The organism is Pseudomonas sp. DWP3-1-3b3, from assembly GCF_049896305.1.
In the GTDB taxonomy this organism is placed as follows: Bacteria; Pseudomonadota; Gammaproteobacteria; order Pseudomonadales; family Pseudomonadaceae; genus Aquipseudomonas; species Aquipseudomonas azotoformans_A.
Genome location: NZ_JAFCUA010000004.1, coordinates 236,175 through 254,748, shown reverse-complemented (window position 1 = coordinate 254,748; position 18,574 = coordinate 236,175). Strand labels below are relative to the sequence as shown.

Annotated in this window: 21 protein-coding genes and 2 pseudogenes; 6 read left to right on the top strand and 17 right to left on the bottom strand. The window is 61.5% G+C overall.

What is annotated here, in order from left to right:
• Window positions 1-29: 29 nt before the first annotated feature.
• Together ACP7BX_RS14395 and ACP7BX_RS14390 are read right to left on the bottom strand one after the other, a co-directional pair.
• A complete protein-coding gene (locus tag ACP7BX_RS14395; protein ID WP_314534065.1) occupies window positions 30-1,055 on the bottom strand; it encodes a catalase family peroxidase in 1,026 nt (341 codons plus the stop codon).
• Window positions 1,056-1,106: 51 nt separating this feature from the next.
• Window positions 1,107-2,024, bottom strand: a complete 918-nt coding sequence (locus ACP7BX_RS14390) for an anti-sigma factor family protein (protein ID WP_426160931.1) — start codon at window positions 2,022-2,024, stop codon at window positions 1,107-1,109.
• 482 nt (window positions 2,025-2,506) lie between these two features.
• On the opposite strand from ACP7BX_RS14390, the gene ACP7BX_RS14385 reads away from it, so the two are divergent.
• Window positions 2,507-3,058 (top strand): RNA polymerase sigma factor, encoded by a 552-nt coding sequence (locus ACP7BX_RS14385; RefSeq protein WP_082461389.1) that lies wholly within the window; start codon window positions 2,507-2,509, stop codon window positions 3,056-3,058.
• A 110-nt stretch (window positions 3,059-3,168) separates the two neighbouring features.
• On the opposite strand, the gene ACP7BX_RS14380 is transcribed toward ACP7BX_RS14385, so the two are convergent.
• Both ACP7BX_RS14380 and ACP7BX_RS14375 read right to left on the bottom strand, forming a co-directional pair.
• On the bottom strand, window positions 3,169-3,921 hold the full coding sequence (locus ACP7BX_RS14380; protein WP_314534072.1) for an outer membrane beta-barrel protein: 753 nt from the start codon (window positions 3,919-3,921) through the stop codon (window positions 3,169-3,171).
• A gap of 136 nt (window positions 3,922-4,057) precedes the next feature.
• A complete protein-coding gene (locus tag ACP7BX_RS14375; protein WP_426160932.1) occupies window positions 4,058-4,882 on the bottom strand; it encodes an arylamine N-acetyltransferase family protein in 825 nt (274 codons plus the stop codon).
• Window positions 4,883-5,002: 120 nt separating this feature from the next.
• On the opposite strand from ACP7BX_RS14375, the gene ACP7BX_RS14370 reads away from it, so the two are divergent.
• The 3 genes and pseudogenes from ACP7BX_RS14370 to ACP7BX_RS14360 all read left to right on the top strand — a co-directional run bounded on the left by ACP7BX_RS14370 (window position 5,003) and on the right by ACP7BX_RS14360 (window position 6,015).
• Window positions 5,003-5,239 (top strand): DUF6555 family protein, encoded by a 237-nt coding sequence (locus tag ACP7BX_RS14370; protein WP_426161300.1) that lies wholly within the window; start codon window positions 5,003-5,005, stop codon window positions 5,237-5,239.
• A gap of 96 nt (window positions 5,240-5,335) precedes the next feature.
• Window positions 5,336-5,512 (top strand): annotated as a pseudogene (locus tag ACP7BX_RS14365) (LysR family transcriptional regulator); the annotation flags it as partial.
• Between the two features lie 89 nt (window positions 5,513-5,601).
• Window positions 5,602-6,015, top strand: a complete 414-nt coding sequence (locus ACP7BX_RS14360) for a hypothetical protein (protein WP_426160934.1) — start codon at window positions 5,602-5,604, stop codon at window positions 6,013-6,015.
• 114 nt (window positions 6,016-6,129) lie between these two features.
• Here ACP7BX_RS14360 and ACP7BX_RS14355 read toward each other — a convergent pair whose 3' ends face one another.
• The 3 genes from ACP7BX_RS14355 to ACP7BX_RS14345 all read right to left on the bottom strand — a co-directional run bounded on the left by ACP7BX_RS14355 (window position 6,130) and on the right by ACP7BX_RS14345 (window position 7,389).
• Complete coding sequence (locus ACP7BX_RS14355; protein ID WP_426160935.1) at window positions 6,130-6,372, bottom strand: hypothetical protein; 243 nt, start codon at window positions 6,370-6,372, stop codon at window positions 6,130-6,132.
• Between the two features lie 625 nt (window positions 6,373-6,997).
• Window positions 6,998-7,198 carry a DUF6021 family protein gene (locus ACP7BX_RS14350; protein ID WP_426160936.1) on the bottom strand — a complete coding sequence of 67 codons (201 nt, stop codon included), beginning with the start codon at window positions 7,196-7,198 and terminating at the stop codon, window positions 6,998-7,000.
• 14 nt (window positions 7,199-7,212) lie between these two features.
• Window positions 7,213-7,389, bottom strand: a complete 177-nt coding sequence (locus tag ACP7BX_RS14345; protein ID WP_163825853.1) for a hypothetical protein — start codon at window positions 7,387-7,389, stop codon at window positions 7,213-7,215.
• Between the two features lie 114 nt (window positions 7,390-7,503).
• On the opposite strand from ACP7BX_RS14345, the gene ACP7BX_RS14340 reads away from it, so the two are divergent.
• Window positions 7,504-8,025 carry a DUF3087 family protein gene (locus tag ACP7BX_RS14340; protein WP_033901363.1) on the top strand — a complete coding sequence of 174 codons (522 nt, stop codon included), beginning with the start codon at window positions 7,504-7,506 and terminating at the stop codon, window positions 8,023-8,025.
• On the opposite strand, the gene ACP7BX_RS14335 is transcribed toward ACP7BX_RS14340, so the two are convergent.
• The 10 genes and pseudogenes from ACP7BX_RS14335 to ACP7BX_RS14290 form a co-directional block, all read right to left on the bottom strand.
• A complete protein-coding gene (locus ACP7BX_RS14335) occupies window positions 8,022-8,489 on the bottom strand; it encodes an MEKHLA domain-containing protein (RefSeq protein WP_426160937.1) in 468 nt (155 codons plus the stop codon). The genes ACP7BX_RS14340 and ACP7BX_RS14335 overlap by 4 nt on opposite strands.
• A gap of 16 nt (window positions 8,490-8,505) precedes the next feature.
• Window positions 8,506-9,636 carry an MFS transporter gene (locus ACP7BX_RS14330; RefSeq protein WP_426160938.1) on the bottom strand — a complete coding sequence of 377 codons (1,131 nt, stop codon included), beginning with the start codon at window positions 9,634-9,636 and terminating at the stop codon, window positions 8,506-8,508.
• A 47-nt stretch (window positions 9,637-9,683) separates the two neighbouring features.
• Window positions 9,684-11,047, bottom strand: a pseudogene (locus ACP7BX_RS14325) (MFS transporter).
• An 86-nt stretch (window positions 11,048-11,133) separates the two neighbouring features.
• A complete protein-coding gene (locus ACP7BX_RS14320; protein WP_426160940.1) occupies window positions 11,134-11,586 on the bottom strand; it encodes an alpha/beta fold hydrolase in 453 nt (150 codons plus the stop codon).
• Window positions 11,579-12,328 carry a putative DNA-binding domain-containing protein gene (locus ACP7BX_RS14315; RefSeq protein ID WP_426160941.1) on the bottom strand — a complete coding sequence of 250 codons (750 nt, stop codon included), beginning with the start codon at window positions 12,326-12,328 and terminating at the stop codon, window positions 11,579-11,581. The genes ACP7BX_RS14320 and ACP7BX_RS14315 overlap by 8 nt, the downstream gene beginning before the upstream one ends.
• Window positions 12,325-13,149 carry a DUF692 domain-containing protein gene (locus tag ACP7BX_RS14310; RefSeq protein ID WP_314534102.1) on the bottom strand — a complete coding sequence of 275 codons (825 nt, stop codon included), beginning with the start codon at window positions 13,147-13,149 and terminating at the stop codon, window positions 12,325-12,327. Before ACP7BX_RS14310 ends, ACP7BX_RS14315 begins: the two co-directional genes overlap by 4 nt.
• A 54-nt stretch (window positions 13,150-13,203) precedes the next feature.
• Window positions 13,204-13,476, bottom strand: coding sequence for a hypothetical protein (locus tag ACP7BX_RS14305; RefSeq protein ID WP_038850270.1), 273 nt, complete (start codon window positions 13,474-13,476; stop codon window positions 13,204-13,206).
• A 26-nt stretch (window positions 13,477-13,502) separates the two neighbouring features.
• Complete coding sequence (locus ACP7BX_RS14300; protein WP_010209550.1) at window positions 13,503-14,264, bottom strand: alpha/beta fold hydrolase; 762 nt, start codon at window positions 14,262-14,264, stop codon at window positions 13,503-13,505.
• Window positions 14,265-14,282: 18 nt separating this feature from the next.
• Window positions 14,283-14,690 (bottom strand): DoxX family protein, encoded by a 408-nt coding sequence (locus tag ACP7BX_RS14295; RefSeq protein WP_033901356.1) that lies wholly within the window; start codon window positions 14,688-14,690, stop codon window positions 14,283-14,285.
• The gene (locus ACP7BX_RS14290) at window positions 14,687-14,959 is read right to left on the bottom strand and encodes a BufA1 family periplasmic bufferin-type metallophore (RefSeq protein ID WP_010209548.1); all 273 of its coding nucleotides are present in this window, start codon (window positions 14,957-14,959) and stop codon (window positions 14,687-14,689) included. Before ACP7BX_RS14290 ends, ACP7BX_RS14295 begins: the two co-directional genes overlap by 4 nt.
• A 575-nt stretch (window positions 14,960-15,534) precedes the next feature.
• On the opposite strand from ACP7BX_RS14290, the gene ACP7BX_RS14285 reads away from it, so the two are divergent.
• Window positions 15,535-18,351 (top strand): ATP-binding protein, encoded by a 2,817-nt coding sequence (locus ACP7BX_RS14285; protein ID WP_426160942.1) that lies wholly within the window; start codon window positions 15,535-15,537, stop codon window positions 18,349-18,351.
• The last annotated feature ends 223 nt before the right edge of the window (window positions 18,352-18,574 follow it).

The following is an 18,574-nucleotide window of genomic DNA, read 5'->3' as shown; positions in this document are numbered from 1 at the left end:
TGATTTATTCCGAGGGCTTGGAAAAATTCTTAACGCAGGCGCTCTTCGCTGATGCGCCGGCGATGGGATTCGGCATAGGCCGCCTTGCGCGCCAGCAGCAGCGGGTCATCCGAAGGCGCAATCCCCGGTGGTAGCTCCAGCGGGTTGAAGTCGATATCGCGGCATGCACCGTCGACCTGGGCTTGCTGGTCATCGATCACCAGCACACCGGCATCGATCTGCCGACGCCCCTCGGGCCAGCGCACGGTGGCATCGGTGGTGACATCGCCAGGATCGGCCAGGGTGATGATCAGGTGCCAGCGCACCGGCCCCTGCTCCAGTTGCGTGGCAAAGCCGAAGGCGAGGAAGTCGGGGTCGCTACGCTGCGCGGTGGTCATCGCCTTGTACGGTGTCTCGGGCACCATGCTCCAACGCACGAAACGTTCCTGGCCCTGGGCGTTGATCATGCGAAAGGCGTTGACGCTGTAGTACGTGGTGTTATCAAAACCGGAAGAGCCTGGGTGGTCAGCGAGCCATTGTTCGAACGGGCGCATCTCCGGATGGGCGCGCTTGAAGGCCTGCATCTTTTGCGGGTCCGGAGCGTTATCGCCATAGGTCGGCATCGAGGCGCGCAACTGCTGGTAAAGACCTTCGGGGGTGTTGACCGGGAACACCGGCACGGAATTCATCGCCATGTACCAGGCGTCGCCCTCCGAGCCCGCCAGGCGCAACGCCATGCTGCGGATCATGCCGTGCACGTCGGCCTGGGCCGGATCCCCCCCGGCAGCGGACAAGCGACCGATCAACGGCACCGTGCCGCGCTGCAACATCGCGGCGTGGGAAACCTCTGTCGCATTGCCGTTGCTTTCAAAGTGGCCGCTGATGCACTGGCCCTTGGCATGGTTACGCCGAAACCCGGGATGGGCACCGCCCGCGACGGCCTCCATTTCATCGACGATCTGTACAGCGGAGGGTGACGGCGAATACAGCAGCCACACACCGATGCCGGCGAACACTGCGACAGCCAGGGCGAAGGACAAACGGAGGTGTTTTTGCAGCGGAAAAGTTCTTTTCATCACGCTATCTGGGATCACAGCATCGGGAACCAATGCCCGACCCCAGCATGGTTATTTCTGGAGGGCGGCGATCCACATCGGTGACGGCGCCCCGGCAAACAACTGGGCGGCACTTCGGTCGGCGACAAGTCGGGCAACGGCGTTGAGGTCCACACCTTCGGGCTCGCCGATCAGGGCGTAGCCCAGTTCAGACTGGCGCCACGTTACTACGTTCATTTGCGCGACGCTTTGCTGGGTGATGGACTGGTCCGGCTTGGGCTCTTTCATCACGCACAACGCCACCGGCGCACCACTGGCCGGCAGGTACACCAGCTGGATCAGCGCCTTGTTGTTGAAGCGCAGACGCTGCACGCGCTTGAACGTCAGGCCGGCGGAACTGAGGTCGGGAACGCGCAGGGCCATGCCGTCGATATCACGGATATCCGCGAGGGTCTTGGTGATGGCATCCGTCGGTTGCGCGCCGTAGGCCACGGTTTCACGGGTGTACAGATGCTGGTAGGCAGCCGCCTGTTGAACCCATGGCGAGGCCTGGGCAACGGCGGGCGCGGTGGTCTCGATACCCGGCTTCAGCGCACCGCCGAATGCACCAACTTGAAGCACCAGGGCATAGCAGGCTGCACCGGCAACGAACGTCAGCGCGGGCCATGCAAATTTAGGTTGGAAGAATGCGAACAGCCGGGAGAAAACGCTGTCTGTCTTTTCGTCGGAAACTTCAGCGCTACGGGAAGGAGCCGGTTCAGCCGTGTGCTGAGCCGCCAACGCAGCAATGTTGAGCTTGAGACTTTCGGGCACCGGCGGCAGGTTCTGCCGGGCAAAGGCTTCCTCATAAGGCAGGCACGAAGCCATCAACCGGGAGACTCGTTCAGCCAGGTCCGGTGAAGCGTCTATGAGCCGCTCTAGCTCCTGGTTCTGTTGCGACGAAAGCTCGCCGTCAACATAGGCCATTAGCAAGGCATCATCCGCTACCATGGGTTTTTCTCTCCGTTTGTATTCATCAGTTTCTGCAGGGTGATTCTCAGCCTTGTGGGCCGAAGCGGCGAGCCGGTGGGTAGCGACAAGCCATCATATTGATATCAGCTTCACGGTTGCAACAGGTCAAAAAACTTTAAAGCAAGCGGCGAATACTCGGTGACACGCACAAATACTTTAAGAGAACACCCTGGAATCTAAAATATTCCCAGGGCCTGATAAATCTTATATGTTTCACTCCGTGTCAGGGTATTTTTCCTGACACGGCTGCCAGAATCATTGGCCTGTAACCTGCATAAGCTGTCATTAACCTTTCAATGACGATCCAAATCGGTACACTTTGTCAGCATCTTGATACAATTCTTCGACACCCAGGACCCTCAGCACCGCAAAAAGGACGCCGCGACACAGGCATCCGCTACGGTATCGACCTCGTAGCCTGACCGCTCCATTTTAGGCATCAAGAAATAATAAGAGGAAATATGTCGATCACCGGTGCTGATTTACCCGCACTGCTTCCCGAACTGTTGCCACGCCTGTGGGCCTTTGCGTTGCGCATTTGCGGCGACAAGCACGATGCCGAGGACCTGGTGCAGCTCGCCTGTGTCCGCGCGCTGGAACGGGCCCATCAGTTGCAGCCCGACACCTCGGTACTGAGCTGGATGTTTTCCATCGTGCACTCCACCTGGATCAACGAACTGCGCTCACGCAAAGTGCGCAGCCGTTCGCGCATGGACTGGAACGACGAATTCCTCGAAACCGTCAGCGACCCCGAGGCGCCCAACCCGGAGTCCGACCTGATGCACCGCCAGATCATCGAAGCGGTACAAAAACTCCCCGATGGCCAGCGCGAAGTGATGCTGCTGGTGGGCGTGGAGCGCTTCAGCTACAAGGAAGCCGCCGAAATGCTCGACCTGCCGATCGGCACCATCATGAGCCGGCTGTCCCGTGCGCGTCAGGCGATCGGCGCGCTTTTTGATTCGCCGAAAAGCAAACCTTTGCGCGCTCGACCGGAGAGTTCTTCCGCGAGCTGAAACCGCTCTAAACTGGCGTCCTGAACGGGACCACCCTAAGGACGAAGCCCCCTCTCCTTCCTCATCGTGAAAGGCGCAGGCACTCAGCTTGAACGCCCGCCACAATATGCTTAGAACGCGATCCCGACCTTGAAGCCGTACTCGTTGCGCTTGAGCTTGGTGTTGTCGGCCACTTCGGAATCACCGTCGAGCTTGTACTCGGTGCGGGTGTAGTACAGGCCCGCAACCACCGGCAGGTCGCCCTTCTGGTTCATCAGCAGGCTGACTTCGGCGTAGGGGTTGGTGCGGTCCTTGAGATCCACGGTGTCGCTGCCGAAATCTTCCACCTTGAGCTTGGTGCGGCCATCAATAGTACGGCGGGCGCCAGCTTCGACGCGCAGGGTCATGTCATCGAACTGGTGGTTGTAGCCCAGGGCTGCCTTGGCGAACGGCGACTTGTTGGTGAGCTTAACGTCGAGGTCGTTGATCTCTGGCTCGTAGCGCGTCCAGCTGTAGCCACCGCCAACGATTACGTCGACAAAGTTGCGTGCATCCAGCGCGGCACGCCAGCCGAGGTCCAGGTCAGCCTGGCCTTCCTTGAGTTTGTTGTCGCTTTTTTCGCCGTACTTGGCTTCGATACCGGCCTGGTAGATAAAGCCGGATTCAGCGGTGAGCTTGTTGCCGAAGTTATAGAACAGTCCCGCTTCAGGCATGTGGCTCTTGTCGCTCTCGCTGCCGCCTTCGAATTTGAAATCGTTGTAGCTGCCCAGGATCCCGAAAGTGGAAATCGGGTCGGTGGACGGTGCGGCGAACACCGCGGCAGGCGCAGCGACCAGCGCCAGCAGCGAGGAACCCTTGAGGAATTTTCCGAATAGCTTGGACATCGTTTTACATCTCCTTGTCTGGTGAGCAAATTATTCAGGAATCGGTTCGAACCCCTGCTTGCGCGAAAGGTTCGAATTAATTTGCGTTGATTTGGAGGTAAAACGGTTCAGCGAAGGCTCTAGCTCAACACTTCTATCATTTAGCCATTACCAAGCCATCAAGCACAGTACGCAGCGCCGGCGTGACCGGCACGCGAATGCCGAAGGTTTCAGTCAACACGTCCAACATCTCATCGGCACTGGTGAGCGCGCGCTTTTCACTCGGCCGGTCCAGGGAGTGAATTGCATAGTTGGCATTGTTCAGCGTGTGCCGTTTACCCGCAGCCAATCGTGCAACCTTCAATTGGCCAACAAATACCGAGTCCGGATGGGTGGAGACATACCAGTTGCCGATTTCATAATCGATGGCCGCCTGCACTTGCAGGTCGAACACGTACAGACCGCGCCACTCCTCGACCACTTGCGCCCACAGGGTGTAACTGCCCTGCCCGTCGAAACTCAGTCGATAAGGCTCATGGGCCGTGTCCTGCACCGCCTCGGTGTCCAACCGCAACGGACTGCTGGGCACCATGCCGCCAAAGCCGACATCGGTGATATAGCGCACGCCATCCAACGTCACCAGGCTCAAGCGATGAGTCCGAGCCGTACGTGCCTCCGGCGGCCCACCCATCACCACCCTCCCCGTGATACCACGCGCGTCAAAACCAAGCTCCTGCAACAACGCCAGGAACATCTGGTTCAACTCGTAGCAATACCCACCCCGCCCCTCCAGCAGCACTTTCTGCTCGACGCTGGCCAAATCGATTGGCACCGGCAAGCGCATCAGGCTCGACAGGTTCTCGAACGCAAAGGTGCACACATGACGCAGTTGCAGCTCCCGCAAGGTGTGCAAGGTCGGCGCTGGCGGCGAGTCATAACCCAGGCGTTGCAGATAGAGGGGGCTATGGGTCAACAGTGACATGGCGCAATCCTTGGGCGCGGGAGGGAGGCGACACTATGCCGCGCCGACAGGCAGATTGTCATTTTGAATGAACCTTTTTGAACGCTGCCCTATCCATCTATAACAACACAGGGAGGCAACATGAGTACCGCAAAAATCTACACCATCAACTACCAGCTGCACGGCAAACCAAAATCCTTTGTGGTGCGTGCCGAAGTGATGAACAACGCCGAAGCCTGGCACTGGGCGGCGGTGGATGCCGATATCGCCCACGTGAGCCGCATAGGGCGGGTTGGGCATGAACAAGTGAAGAAGACAACCCGACCGTGGGCGGAGAAGTTTGGGATTACGGAGGTGACGTGGGTGGCGCCGAAGTGAGGGGGGAAAGCCCCGCTGGGTGAGGCGGGGCTTTCTGGGCTGTAGCGGCTATTCGCGAACGACGCCTTTCGGCCATCCGTACAGGCGATGCGTAAACCCCACGGAGAAACACTGCTCAGCAATGCCCGCCGGTTGCTGGAGCTGAACGACGGCATCTTTCAGACCCTACGTGAAAGCCAAACCCCCGCGATCATACGCCTCGGGCTTCAGGGGGAACATTTCCTCAGCGATATCCTGCGACGTTTCGTCCAGACTTACTTGAGGGTTCAACTCGGACGACGGCAATGGATTAGAGTGGGCTACGTAAATCCAAACCCCAGCAGTTTTCCACACCTCTGTTTATAGCCAGGAGCGACGTTCCCATGAGCGAGCTGTATGAGAAAGCCGAGTTCGCCTTGCGAGCCAAAGACAGTGCGGCCTTCTGGGCTGCACTCACCGGCGTCGACGCACAAATGACCGCACCACTTTTGGCGAGGCTCCTGCTGGAAGACTGGCATGAAGAGCATGAAGATATCGTTTTTGAGTTGGGGTTAATCGGGGAAAACTGCGCGACGTCCGCGATTGCGCAAGCCGCGCAGAAGAATCTCGAGTACCTGATCAGGTGGGGCAACCTGGAAGAGTTTCAGCGTAAGTGCGCTTATGCGTTAGCGCGTATTGGCTCTGGCGATTCGAAGGTAGCGTTGGAGCTTATGGCGCAGCAGTTCGACACAGGCCTTAGCAAGTATGCTGAGGAAGGGCTGAGGCATTGGGCTGTGCCGGTCAAAAAGCGAGGTTAGTGGGTGGATTTTTTTGAGTCTAGATGACAGATTCTGGCCGAGAGTTGCCACTCACAAACAATTATTTTCGGCCAGAAGCGGCCATTCGAAAGCGTCTACGAATCTAGGTACGATTCACTCATCAAACAAGGTCCAGCCATGGCAAATACCTACAAAGTCTTTTGCCGTAAAAAATAATGTCAGCTCCTCTGGGTCAAATTCTTTGTAGAGCCAGTGACCGGAAAGTGGGCCTCTGGTTATTACGTATTCCAGACGGTATTTTTGTACAGGTCCAAAACTGAAGGACCGTGAGTTCAACTCAAATCTGTCACCTCTGCTGAGCCCCCATAGCTTTTCAACAAGGCCATCATCAAGCACCACCTCTCCCGCTATCTGAATGAGATACGTTGAATGAAGTTTCTTTTTGAAGCCTAACGCTTCTGACCATACATCAACCTACCTATGACAGTCTGGGCATCGGCATCATAATACTGGAACATGATGATGACCGCTTAGGGTCCAGAGTGTGTAAAAACACCAACCGCGCTATCGCCGCCGAACTCAACTGGGAAGGAATGCCAACGTTTCAAGGTTGATCTCAGCGTAACGTCCCAATTCGGCCTTGTAGAGGCAGATCCTAGAGACCCCCAACTCCGCCTGCAAGAAAGTGACGAGCTGTCTAAGGTTGCCCTTGGCATGTGCCGTGGTCGGACTTACGACAGTCGCACACTCTGGTTCGTCGTCGTAAGTTCTGATTAGGAATATATCCCCATCGTTCTGCACGCTGTAATTATGACCACGGTACTCATACCCTAAATCATGGTCAACATCGTCAAAACGGGTAGATTTCACTATCTTCACAGCAGCATCCAACATTCGAGTTCCACAAGAGGATCGTCTCGTGAAGCGCTTTATTCAAGGGGAGCATAGAGGTCAGTAACTGACTGGTGCAGGCCAACTCCTTACCTTCTACAGGATGCAGGTGTGGGAAGGTCGCACAGACTCAAGGCTTCAAGTCGCCCAACGGGTCATATGGCGGCTTCCTCCCCTCCTTGTCCTTCTTTTCCTTATCCAACGGCGCAATCGCCGGTCCTACCGGGTCCACCTGCGGATCCGCCACATCCGGCGAATCCGGGTCAAACCCCAGTTCATCCTTGCCACTGGAATGCTCGCCCGAAGCCGGGCCTTTGGGTGGGTTACTCACGGCGTTCTCCTCGTTCAGAGTGGACGGGCCTTGTCATGCAGGTTTTCCAGGTCTTCCTCGACGCGTTCCACGTCGTCGTCCTGACGCTCCGCCGGGTCGTTGGGGCGCAACGCATCGTTGTCGCGCTCTTCTTCTCCGGGTGTGCGGTCAGGGTTTGGGGTGCCGGGCGGTGGCTGGTTGTACTCGGACATGATGGTTCACCTCAAAGGGGTCTACACAGGTTTAGAGAAACCGCCTTGCGCCATCGTTCAACTTGTTTGCCCAGGCGTGAGATGATGCGCGCCCCTTCTGGAGGCATGAACCGGATGTTCGAGCTCAAACCCTGCGACCCTGTCACCTTCCGCCAACAGACCCGGCGCAGCACGTTGATGGTGGCGGTGCTGTTCCTGGCCTTGGCGATGTTGCTGTCGAGCCTGGCGGTGATGCTGTTTGGCGAGCCTGGCGGGGATAATTTCCGCTTTAATGTCGGCGGTGTGTTCGCCGGGGTGCTGATTACGGTGGCGCTGGTGCGCGGGCCGTTCTGGAGCCAGCCGTGGCTGGCGGCGGCGGTGTATGGCTGGCAGCTCAAGCGCAACCTGATGAGCGTGACCAATGTGATGCACAAGGTCACCGAGCGGGTGCAGGCCAATGACCCGACGGCGATCAAGGTGCTGCGTTTTTATCATTTGGGCCTGACGCAGATGCATGAGCTGGACGCCAACTCCAGCGCCCAGGTGCAACTGGTCGCTGAGGTCGAGGCGCATAAGGCCAAGATGCAGGCGCTGGGGATCGATCCCGAGCAGACCCGGTTCGACCCCGCCTGGCTGCAGGCCTTTAAAAGCGCTTAGGCCAGCACGCCGATGCGTTGCGCGTCGGGCCAGAACAGCGCGGCCTGGCCGCAGGGTTGCCCGGCGTCGTCGAGCAAGGTCCACACCACCCCGGCGTGGATCATGAAGGGCTGATCAAAAGCATCTACACGCCAGCCGCTGTAACCGTCGGCGATGCCATCGGCGGTGACTTGCTCCAGCAGCACCTGGCGCGCGGCGCGGTCGAGTTCCGAGGCGCTGAAGCGTGAGGGCATGCCGATGAAGCGTTCGCGCGGGTATTTGAAGCACTGCAACGCGCAGTCATTCACGTAGGTAAAACGCGGGTCTGCGGCGCCGTCATGGGCGAGCAGGCTATAGGGCGCGTCGCGGTGCAGCCAGGCCAGGCGCTGTTGCGGGTCGAGGTGGTCGGGGGCCGGCAGTCCCTGGCCGGTCCAGTGTCGATACGCCTTGTCCAGCACGCCTATAAAGTCTTCTTGATGGGACACGCACACCCTCACATCGTCAGTTGGAAATCTTTGCCCGCCAGCAGAACACCGCGCTGACGGCAATGGCCGCACCGGCCAGGCCAAACACCCAGGGCGCCGAGGCGATCGGCAGCAGCAAGCCGGCAAGCAAGGGCCCGAGGCCGGCGCCGATATCGCGCCATATGGCGTTCGAGGCCAGCGCCGACACGCGCATGGATCCGGGGTTGCGCTCGGCCACCAGGGTCGTCACCAGCGGTAGTTGCAGCGCACGCAGCACCAGCACCGCCGCCGCGCCGACGATCACCCAGTAGCTGCCGAACGCGATCAGGGCCAGGGCACTCAGGAACGAAAACAGCAACAGCATCGAGGTCGCGCCAAACCGCTGGGCCGCGCGACCGCCCAGGGGGCTCAGGAGCATTTCCGAGACGTACCGCAGCGCCATCAGGCCACCGGCGATCAGCACCGCATCGCCGCCCAGCAGCTTCTGCGCCTGGATCGACAGCCCGAAGATAAACAGGCCGTCCAGCGCCACCCCCTCGATAAACGACCACATCGCCACGCTGTCCGGCCACTTGAAGCGCCGCCCCGGCGTGCTGTGCAAGTCATGCCCGACCGTAGGCAAGCCGCGCGCCATCCACAAGCCCACCAGGCAGCAGCCGGCCAGAATCAGAAAGATCGGACGCGGACCGGCCATCAATGTCAGCCAGCCGCCCAGGGGCAACGCCAGCATCGGCCCCAGGGCGATCAGCGCGCGGGAACGCCCGGCCCGGCGTGCGGCGCCGGCAGGTTCCGAGGTGGCCAATACTTGGGTCGACAGGTTCAATGCAGCAAAACACAGGCCCCACACCAGGCGCAGGCAGAGCAAGGCGGCGAAGCCGGACAGCAGCGAGTTGCCCACGGCGCACAGGGTGGCGGCGCCGGCGGCGATCATGCAGGTCAGGCGGTCGCCGTTACGCGCGTAAAAATTGAGGACATGGCGGTAGCCGAAAATCCGCACCAGGCGGTTGGCCGCCAGCAGCACGCCGGCTTGGGCCAGGGTGATGCCGAAGGCCTGGGATTCCATCGGCAGCAGCAGGTAGAGCAACACGTCGCTGGGCAGGCATAACGCCAGGGTCAGCGCGGCGCGGCGGGAGTGGGTATCAGCGGTGCGGAGGGCCAGGCTGGACATAAATCTGGAAACATCCCGAAATATTCAGGTCGCCACGGTAGCGTTAATCAGCCCTTTTTCCCATAGGGAAACAACCGCAGACCACTGGCCACCGCACCGACCAAGGCAAACCCGCAGCCCAGCCACAGTGCATATTGCGGCCCGCTGCCCAGGGACAGGTGGAAACACAAGGCCACCAAGGACGCGCCCAACGTCTGCCCCAACAACCGCGAAATCGCCACGATGCCACTGGCCCCGCCGCTGCGGGCCAACGGCGCACTGGTCATCAAGGCCTTGAGATTTGGTGACTGGAAGAAGCCGAAACCCGCGCCACACAGTGCCATGCGCCAGCCGATATCAAACGCCGAAGCACCGCTGCCCAGGGTCGCGAGCGCGGCCATGCCCACGCTGAGCATCAACAGGCCGATGCCGCACAGCACGCCCAGGTTCACGCGATCGGCCAGGCGCCCCGCCACCAGCGCCATTACTGCCACAACCGCTGGCCACGGCGTCATGAGGAAACCGGTTTCCACCTGGCTATGCCCCAGCACCGCCTGCAACAGGAACGGCAGCGACACAAAGGCCAGGCCCTGGGCGCTGAACGCGCAAATAGCGGTAAGGGATGACAAGGCAAATACCGGGCGCTTGAACAGGTCCAGCGCGAGCATCGGCGCCGGGTGCCCGGCCTGGCGCCGCAGCAGCAATGCACCACACACCAGCGCCACGGCGATCAGGCCCAAGGTAACGCGCCCTGGGCGCCGTGCACCGCCGTGCCCAACCCCAGCACCAGCAAGGCAAACAGCCCCGCGCACAACACAGCGGCAAGACGATCGAACGCATGCCCGGTCATCGGCAGGGTCGGCAACGAGCGCAGGCCCAACGCCAGCGCCAGCAAACCCAAGGGCACGTTGATCAGGTACAGCCAGTGCCAGGTCGCCACCGACAGAATCGCCGATGCCGCGGTCGGCCCCAGGGTAAATGCCAACCCCACCACCAGCGAGTTGTAACCCAGTCCCCGACCGAGCATTTTTGACGGATAGATATGCCGCAACAGCGCGGTGTTCACGCTCATGATCGCCGCCGCGCCCAGCCCCTGCACCACCCGCGCAGCCGTCAGGGTGACCAGCGACCCGGCCAGCCCGCAAAACAGCGACGAGACAATAAACAGCAGCAACCCGCCGAGGTACACCCGGCGATGCCCCAACACATCACTGAGGGACGCAAACGGCAGCACCGTGGCGATGATCGCCAACTGGTAGGCATTCACCACCCAGATCACCGAGGCGGAATCGGTGCCGATTCCCTCGGCCAGGGTCGGCAACGCCGTGTTGACGATGGCCGTGTCCAGGGTCGCCATGCCGATCCCCAGGGAGATCGCCATCACGGCCGGCAGGCGTTTATTGAGGGGCAACCCATCGGCAACAGAAGACATGGACAATCCGCGCAGGTGACAAAGGCGTTTAGATTAAGGGCTGCGGCGAATTTTTTCAGTGCTGGATTGGCTGGCTGTCAGTATTTTCATGTTCGCCAGTGCCCGGTCTTGGCCATCACCTCTACCGCTTCGGCGAAACCAGCCTGGGGTGCGCTGTTCAAGGTGACCAGGCCCACACAGCGGCTCGGTTTCAACGCAGCGGCACGCACGGCCACGTGCCCACCCGCCTCCACACCCGCCAACACCGCCTCGGGGATATGCAGCGCGTTCATCAGTTCCAGCACATCCTGGCCCTGCGCCGCCTCGTCCTGCCCGCGCAGGTTGGGGACGATCACCCGGAAACCCTGGGCGGCCAACGGTCCGCTGACCGTGGCAAAAGCGTTCACATCCGCCGCCAGCAAAATAATCGCCCGGCCCTCCTCCGGCCCGAAGGCTTCATAACGGATCTCGCCGTCATCGGTGCTCACCTGCTGCACGGCCAATGCCGGTGCGGCCATCACCACTGCTGCCAACAGCAAAAAACCACGACGATCAAACATGACGGACTCCCACTATTAATTCACTGCCCAGCCAACCGGCCAGGTATTCCCCTGCTTGCATCACACCCGCTTCTTCCCCCAGGCGCTGCACCAGGAACTCACACAGCCCGGCGAAACTGCCGTCGGCCTGTAGCTGTTGCACGGCCAGTAATTCCAGCGCATCCACCTGGCGCAAACGCGACGTGAACTGCCGTCGCCACACCAGCAAGCCACCCGCCTGTTCCAGCATCACCGCTTCCGGCGTGGGCGTTTCCTGCCACAGCGCCGACCAGATGGCCTCGGCATTGGTGGTCAAGGCGTGGCAGCGCAACGACGGCGTCAGTTGCAACACGGCCGTGTCCCAATCCAGCTCGGCCAGGACCTCCAGCGCCAACGGCTGTGCATCGGCGGCGACAAAGGCTTCATTCAGGGCCGACTCGATCCAGGCCAGTTCATGCACATCCGGGTTGCGCGGGAACACCACCTTCAAGGTGGCGTAGAAGCCCTCCGGATACGCGTCCAGCGTCCAGGCGTGGGGCGGATGGTTGTCGATGTGGGTGATGCTCGCCGCCAGGAAGGCCTCTTCCCCCACCCAACGGCGCAGGTTGGGAAACGCCTGCTCCAGGCACCCCACCAACTGCGCGCGGTAGTTGTTCTGGTACACCGCCAGGCCGGCGTGATGATTGCCCAGCGCCTGTGCGGATTCATCCGACGCACTCACCAACCAGCTGCGAAAGGTCTGTTGTAGCTGCGCCAGGTTCATCGCTGCGCTCCCAACGTGCGGGCCATGGCCAATTCCTGGAGCAGCTCGGCAAGGGGCGGGATCTCATCGTCGCGCTCGATCATGGTCGCCACCGGCCCCAGCCGGGTCATGGCCTGGGCGTACAGCTCCCAGACGCCGGTGCACACCGGGCTGTCATGGCTGTCGATCAAGATGTCACGGCCTTGACTGTGGCCAGCCAGGTGCACCTGGCGCACACGTTCGGCGGGAATACCCTTGAGAAACGCCTGGGCGTCGAAACCGTGGTTGCTGGCACTGACGAACACATTGTTGACGTCCAGCAGCAGCTCGCAGCCAGTGCGCCGGGCCATGGCCGCGATAAATTCCCACTCGGTCATGGAGGCGCCTTCGAACGCCAGGTAACTCGACGGGTTCTCGAACAGCATGGTGCGGCCCAGCACGTCCTGGGCTTGCTGGATGTTGGCGCAGACTCGGTCCAGGGCTTCGTCGGTGTATGGCACTGGCAGCAAGTCATGGGAATTGAAGCCACCGCTGCGCGACCAGCTCAGGTGGTCGGACACGAACAGCGGTTCAACCTCGTCTACCAGCGACTTGAGGCGCTTCAAGTAATCCCCGTCCAGCCCTTCGGCGGTGCCGATGGACATGGACACACCGTGCAGCGCCACCGGGTGGCGTTCGCGCACCTGACGTAAAATGTGCCGGGGCTGGCCGCCCGCGACCATGAAGTTTTCGGAGATCACTTCGACGAAATCCACGGGCACCGAGGTCTCCAGGAAGTCGCAGTAATGCTCCTTGCGCAGGCCCAGGCCGTAGCCTGAAAAGTGCGGGTTGGATGTCGACATGGCGGATCTCCGCAAAAAATAAGTGGCGAGCCCACACAGGGCCCGCCGGGTGGATTACTTCGGTTCGGTCAGGGTGCCGCCGGCCTTGAGGCACTCGGACGGGGTCTTGACGATCACGCCTTCGCCTTTGCAGCTGTTGAGGCCTTTGCAGTCGTTCTTGGCGGTGGCGCACAGGCTGGTGCCTTTGCAGGTGTTGACGCCGTAGCAACGGCCGGGTTTTTCCGGCTGATCAGCAGCGCTGGCGGCCGTGGCAAACGAAGCCGAAGCCATGGCGATCAGGGCAGCAGCGGCAGCGAGGCTCAGACGGGATTTGAGTGCAGTATTCATGGGTGTTTCTCCGGGGTTGGGGTGAATTACTTGATAACGGACGCAGCGTCTTCGATGACCTTCGCCACAGCCTCAGGCTGGGAGATGTACACCGAGTGGCTGGCCTTGATTTCGGTGACCTTGGAACCGGCGCGTTTGTACATCCAGCGCTGCAGGTCTGGGCTCAGGGCGCGGTCTTCGGTGGAGACCACGGCGTAGGTCGGTTTTTTGTGCCAGGCCGCGGCCCACACGGTGCCGCCGAACAAGGCAGTGGTCGCCGGCACTTGGGAGGCGGCCATGAAGTCGGTGCGGTTGGTGGTCAGGTCGGCCGCAAAGTCGGCGTTGAACTTGGTGCGGTCGAAGAACAGATGGCCGTCGCGGCTGGCCTTGATGTCATCGCTGGGCGCAGGCATCGAGCCGATCAACTGGGCCATGTTCTCGCCCACTTCCGGCTGCAACGCCGAGACGTAGACCAGCGACTTGACCTTGTCGCGGTCGCCGGCAATCGAGATCACCCCGCCGCCGGAGCTGTGACCCACCAGCACCACCGGGCCGACTTGCTGCTCCAGTACTTCGCGGGCCTCGGCCACATCGGCGGCCAGGCTTTCGTGGCCCTGATGCACCACGGTGACCTTGTAGCCCTTGTGAATCAGGATGTCGTGCACCACACGCCAGCCGGAACCGTCGACAAACGAGCCGGGCACGATCACCACGCTTTTACCGGTGCCAGGCTGCGGGGCATCCGCCGCCTGGGCCAGCATCGGGACAGTCAGGGCCATAGCAATGGCCAGGGAAGAAAGCATACGCATTGGAAATCTCCATCAAAGTTAAGAACGTTTGCCCAAGATCAGGCGGTCCAACGACCAGGCCCCACCGCCGTACGCCAGCAGCGGCAACAACAAGCCCGCCCAGGTCAGGTGCACCGGCCATGCGGCGGGGTACACAAACACCTCGATCACCAGGGTCATGCCCAGCAGCGCGGCGGCGGCCGGACGGGTCAGCAGGCCCAGCACCAGCAACAGCGGGAACAGGTGCTCGGCATAAGTCGCCAGGTGCGCAGCCCAGTCCGGCGGGATCAGCGGCAAGGCGTACTCCGAACGGAACAGCGTGTAGGTCGACGGCTTGAGTTCAAGAAACCCCGTGACCTTGGTGCGCCCCGACAGGAAGAACACCGCCGCAATCGCCACCCGCGCCACCAGCAACAGCAGGGCTTCCGGGAGCAGGCGCTGGATCACGGCTGCTCCGTCAGGCTGCCGAAGCCTTTAGGGGTCTTGATCTGGGTGCAGGTGCCTTTGTCCACCAGCACCCAGGCGTTGCCCTGGTAGTCGGTGGTGGAGGTGGCGGCGCACGAGGTGCCAGCGCCTGCGGCGCAATCGTTGGCACCGGCCAGGGCCACGCCGAAGCATTTTTCCTGGGGCTTGGGCTCATCGGCATGGGCCACGGCCGCGAAGGCGCTGAGGGACAGGGCGAGGGTTGCCGCGAGGGCTGCGTAAGGACGCTTCATGGGGTGAGTCTCCTGGCTTGACTGAGTGTGGCCAGGGCGCCTTGGGGTCGGTGACCGCCTGCGCCAGCTGGTGTGCAGAGTTAAAGCCAGGCGTGTATCCGGTCTGTGTCGCGAACGCGATAGAACGTCATGCGGGTGTATCAGGATGGGGCGGGGATACAGTTCGATACACAGTCAATAAAACATTGCCAAAACCCCGGCGATTTATTCGGCATCCCGAACGACACAATTAGAAATATTCGCCTTTCCGAACGAAGGCTCTTACGGGCTGCCGACGACCGCAAAAATCACCATAAATTTCATACGGTTGTTGTCATGTTTGTTACATGCCAACTGGCATACATTCTGCTTTATCCGTATTTCTGGTAATAAAATGTTTCAGCTCTGAGACAGTCTCATCCCCTGAAGCATGGCCGGCGATCCACCTATAAAAACCACCACGCCCCAAAGGAGGGCGGCCTTCCGACCTTTTGATCGACATCAACTTTCCAAGACTGCTGCTGCACATCTGCACCCCAAAAAGGGCGAACGGCCTGATCGCCGAAAACAAGCCCGACTATAAAAAGGACGATTTGATGAGCTCGAGCAAGAACCACGCAGTGTCCTTCCTGGACGCAGACCACCCCGCGCCGGCCACCCCGGACAGCACCATTGGCTTCGGCCCTTTCCTACTCCTGGCAAGGCAGCACGTATTGCTGCGCAACGGCGAGCCGGTGACCCTCGGCAGCCGTGCGCTCTACCTGTTGATTGCCCTGGTGACCCGCGCCGGCGAACTGCTGGAGAAATCCGAATTGATCTCCTTCGCCTGGCCCAAGGTGGTGGTGGAGGAATGCAACCTGCGCGCGCAGATCGTCGCGTTGCGCCGGGCCCTGGGCGACGATGGCAACTTCAGCTATATCGTCACGGTGCCGGGTCGGGGTTATCGGTTTGTGGCGCCCGTCACGGTACTGGCTCCCGGAGAAGAGCAACTACCGGTGCCTTATGTGCGGGTGGATGAGCCCAACCTGCCGACGTCGACGGCTGAAGTGATCGGCCGCGACGCCTTGATCGCCAGCCTGGCCGACCAGGTCATGAGCCAGCGCTTCGTCACCCTCACCGGCCCCGGTGGCATCGGCAAGACCACCGTTGCCATGGCCGTGGCGCAGCGTTTGGCCAGTGAACTCAACCTGGGCAGCTGTTTTGTCGACCTGGCCCCCGCCACCAGCGGGCAATGGGTGGCCGGCATGCTCGCCAGCGCCCTGGGCATCCAGACGGTCAGCGAAGACCCACTGCACGGCGTGGCCGCCAGCCTGGCCAACCGGCGTCTGTTGCTGGTGCTGGACAACTGCGAACACGTGCTGCCGGCCACCGCCGACGCCGTGGAAACCCTGCTGCGCAGCGCGCCCCAATGCCATGTGCTGACCACCAGCCGCGAACCCCTGCGCGCCGACGGTGAACGGGTGCACGACTTGGCACCGCTGCAAGTGCCCGACGCACACGCCAACCTCAGCGCCCACGAAGCCCTGGCCTGGTCCGGCGTACGCCTGTTTGTGGAGCGAGTACGCGCCCTCGACCCCGACTTTGTGTTCGGTGATACCGATGTCGCGGCGGTCTGTGCGATCTGCCGCAAGCTCGACAGCAACGCCTTGGCCATCGAGATCGCCGCCGCCCGCGTGCGCACCTTTGGCATCCAGGACCTGGTGGGCCTGCTCGACGGCAGTTTCCGCCTGCAAATGACTGGCCGACGCACCGCCCTCGCCCGCCATCGCTCCTTGAGCGCCACCCTGGATTGGACCTACGCCATGCTCAGTGGCGATGAACAGGCGATGCTGCGTCAGCTCGCGGTGTTCACCGGCTCCTTCACCCTGGAAGCGGTCAAGGCGATGACCGCCAGCAGCAGCCTCGACCCGCGCAACGCCCTGCCCCTGCTCGAAAGCCTGATGGACAAGTCACTGCTGATCGCCGGTGAGTCCAAGGCGCTCAAACGCTATCGCCTGCTGGAAACCACCCGCGCCTACGCCCTGGAAAAACTCAGCGAACAAGGCGAAACCCGCTCAACCTGCCAACGCCATGCACGCTATGCCCTCGGCATGCTGCAGGAAGCCGGGCAGACCCTGGACGGCTTGTCGCCGGAAACCTGGCTGGCGCTCTACGGCCCGGAAATCAACACCATCCGTGCGGCGCTCGACTGGGCCTATTCGCCCAGCGGCGACTTGGCATTGGGTATCGAACTGACCCTGGGTGGCGTGCCGCTGTGGTTACGTTTGTCCCTGGTCAGCGAGTGCCGCACCTGGGTCGATAAAGGCCTGGCCAGCGACGGCCTCGTCCCACTGCCGTTGCGCCAGCGCATGTTGTTGCAGACCGCCCTGGCCAGTGTGCTGATGCTCACCTACGGCACCGGCAGCGAAATGCGCGAAGCCTGGCGCCAGGTGCGCGAAGACGCCCGCGACCTCGGTGATGCCGAGCACAAATTGCGCGCGTTGTGGGGTTTGTGGACCGACCGCTGCGGCTGCAACCAGTACACCGAAGCGCTGGAACTGGCCGAGCGCTACATCGCCCTGAACAGCAGCGGCAGCCACCAACTGCTCGGCAAGCGCATGCGCGCCGTGGCGCTGTTCCACATGGGTGACCTGCTGGGCGCACGGCAGAATATCGACGAAGCCCTCGGCTCTCCGTCGGCGCCGCGCTCGCACATCATCGACGTGCACTTCGACCAACGCATCGCCGCGCGCTGCCTCAAGGCCAAGGTGCAGCTGCTCGAAGGCGATGTCGACCCGGCACTGCGCCTGATCGGCCAGTGCGTCGACGAAGCCATCTCCCTCGATCACCCGGCGACCCTCTGGTACACGTTGTGCCTGGGCGCGATCCCCTTGGCGTTGCTGGCGTCCAACCTGCCGAAAGTGCGCTACTACCTGGGGTTGCTGCAAGACAGCACCACCGGTCAGGACCTGCATATCTGGCGGCAATTTCGCCTGTGCTTCGAAAGCATCCTGCTGATCCGCGAAGGTTCGCCCGAAGCCGGCGTGCCGCAACTGGGCGAAGCCCTGCATCACCTGCAAGGCCAGGGTGACAGCCAGCTCTACAGCCTGCTGCGCTGTGAATACGCCTTGGGCCTGGCGCGCCTGGGCCTGGAAAAACTCGCCCTGGAAGTGCTGGAAGACACCCTGCAACTGGCCCTCGGCCGCCACGAACGCTGGTTCGCACCGCAGATGTTACGCATCAAGGCACAACTGACCCTGCGCCAGGCGCACTTCGGCTCGGTGGACAAGGCCAAAGTGCTGCTGCGCCAGGCCTGGGTGGATGCGCAATTGTCGGGGGCGCATTTTTGGCGGGCGCAGATTGCGACGGATTTGGCGCGGCTTCAGGAGCCCAAATTGCGCATCGCCTCCCTGCCCCGCTTCCAGCACCGCTAGAAACGTCGATCTGGGATGATTCTCTGTGGTGAACTGGCTTGTTGTGATGAGTGGGGCTGTTGTGGTTGTGGTGAGCGGGCTTGCCCCGCGCTGGGCTGCGAAGCGGCCCCAATCCAGGCACCGCATGTTTCCAGGTAGAACCAGGCCGTCTGGTTTTAGGGCCGCTTCGCAGCCCAGCGCGGGGCAAGCCCGCTCACCACAACAAGCCCGCGCAGCAGAAACC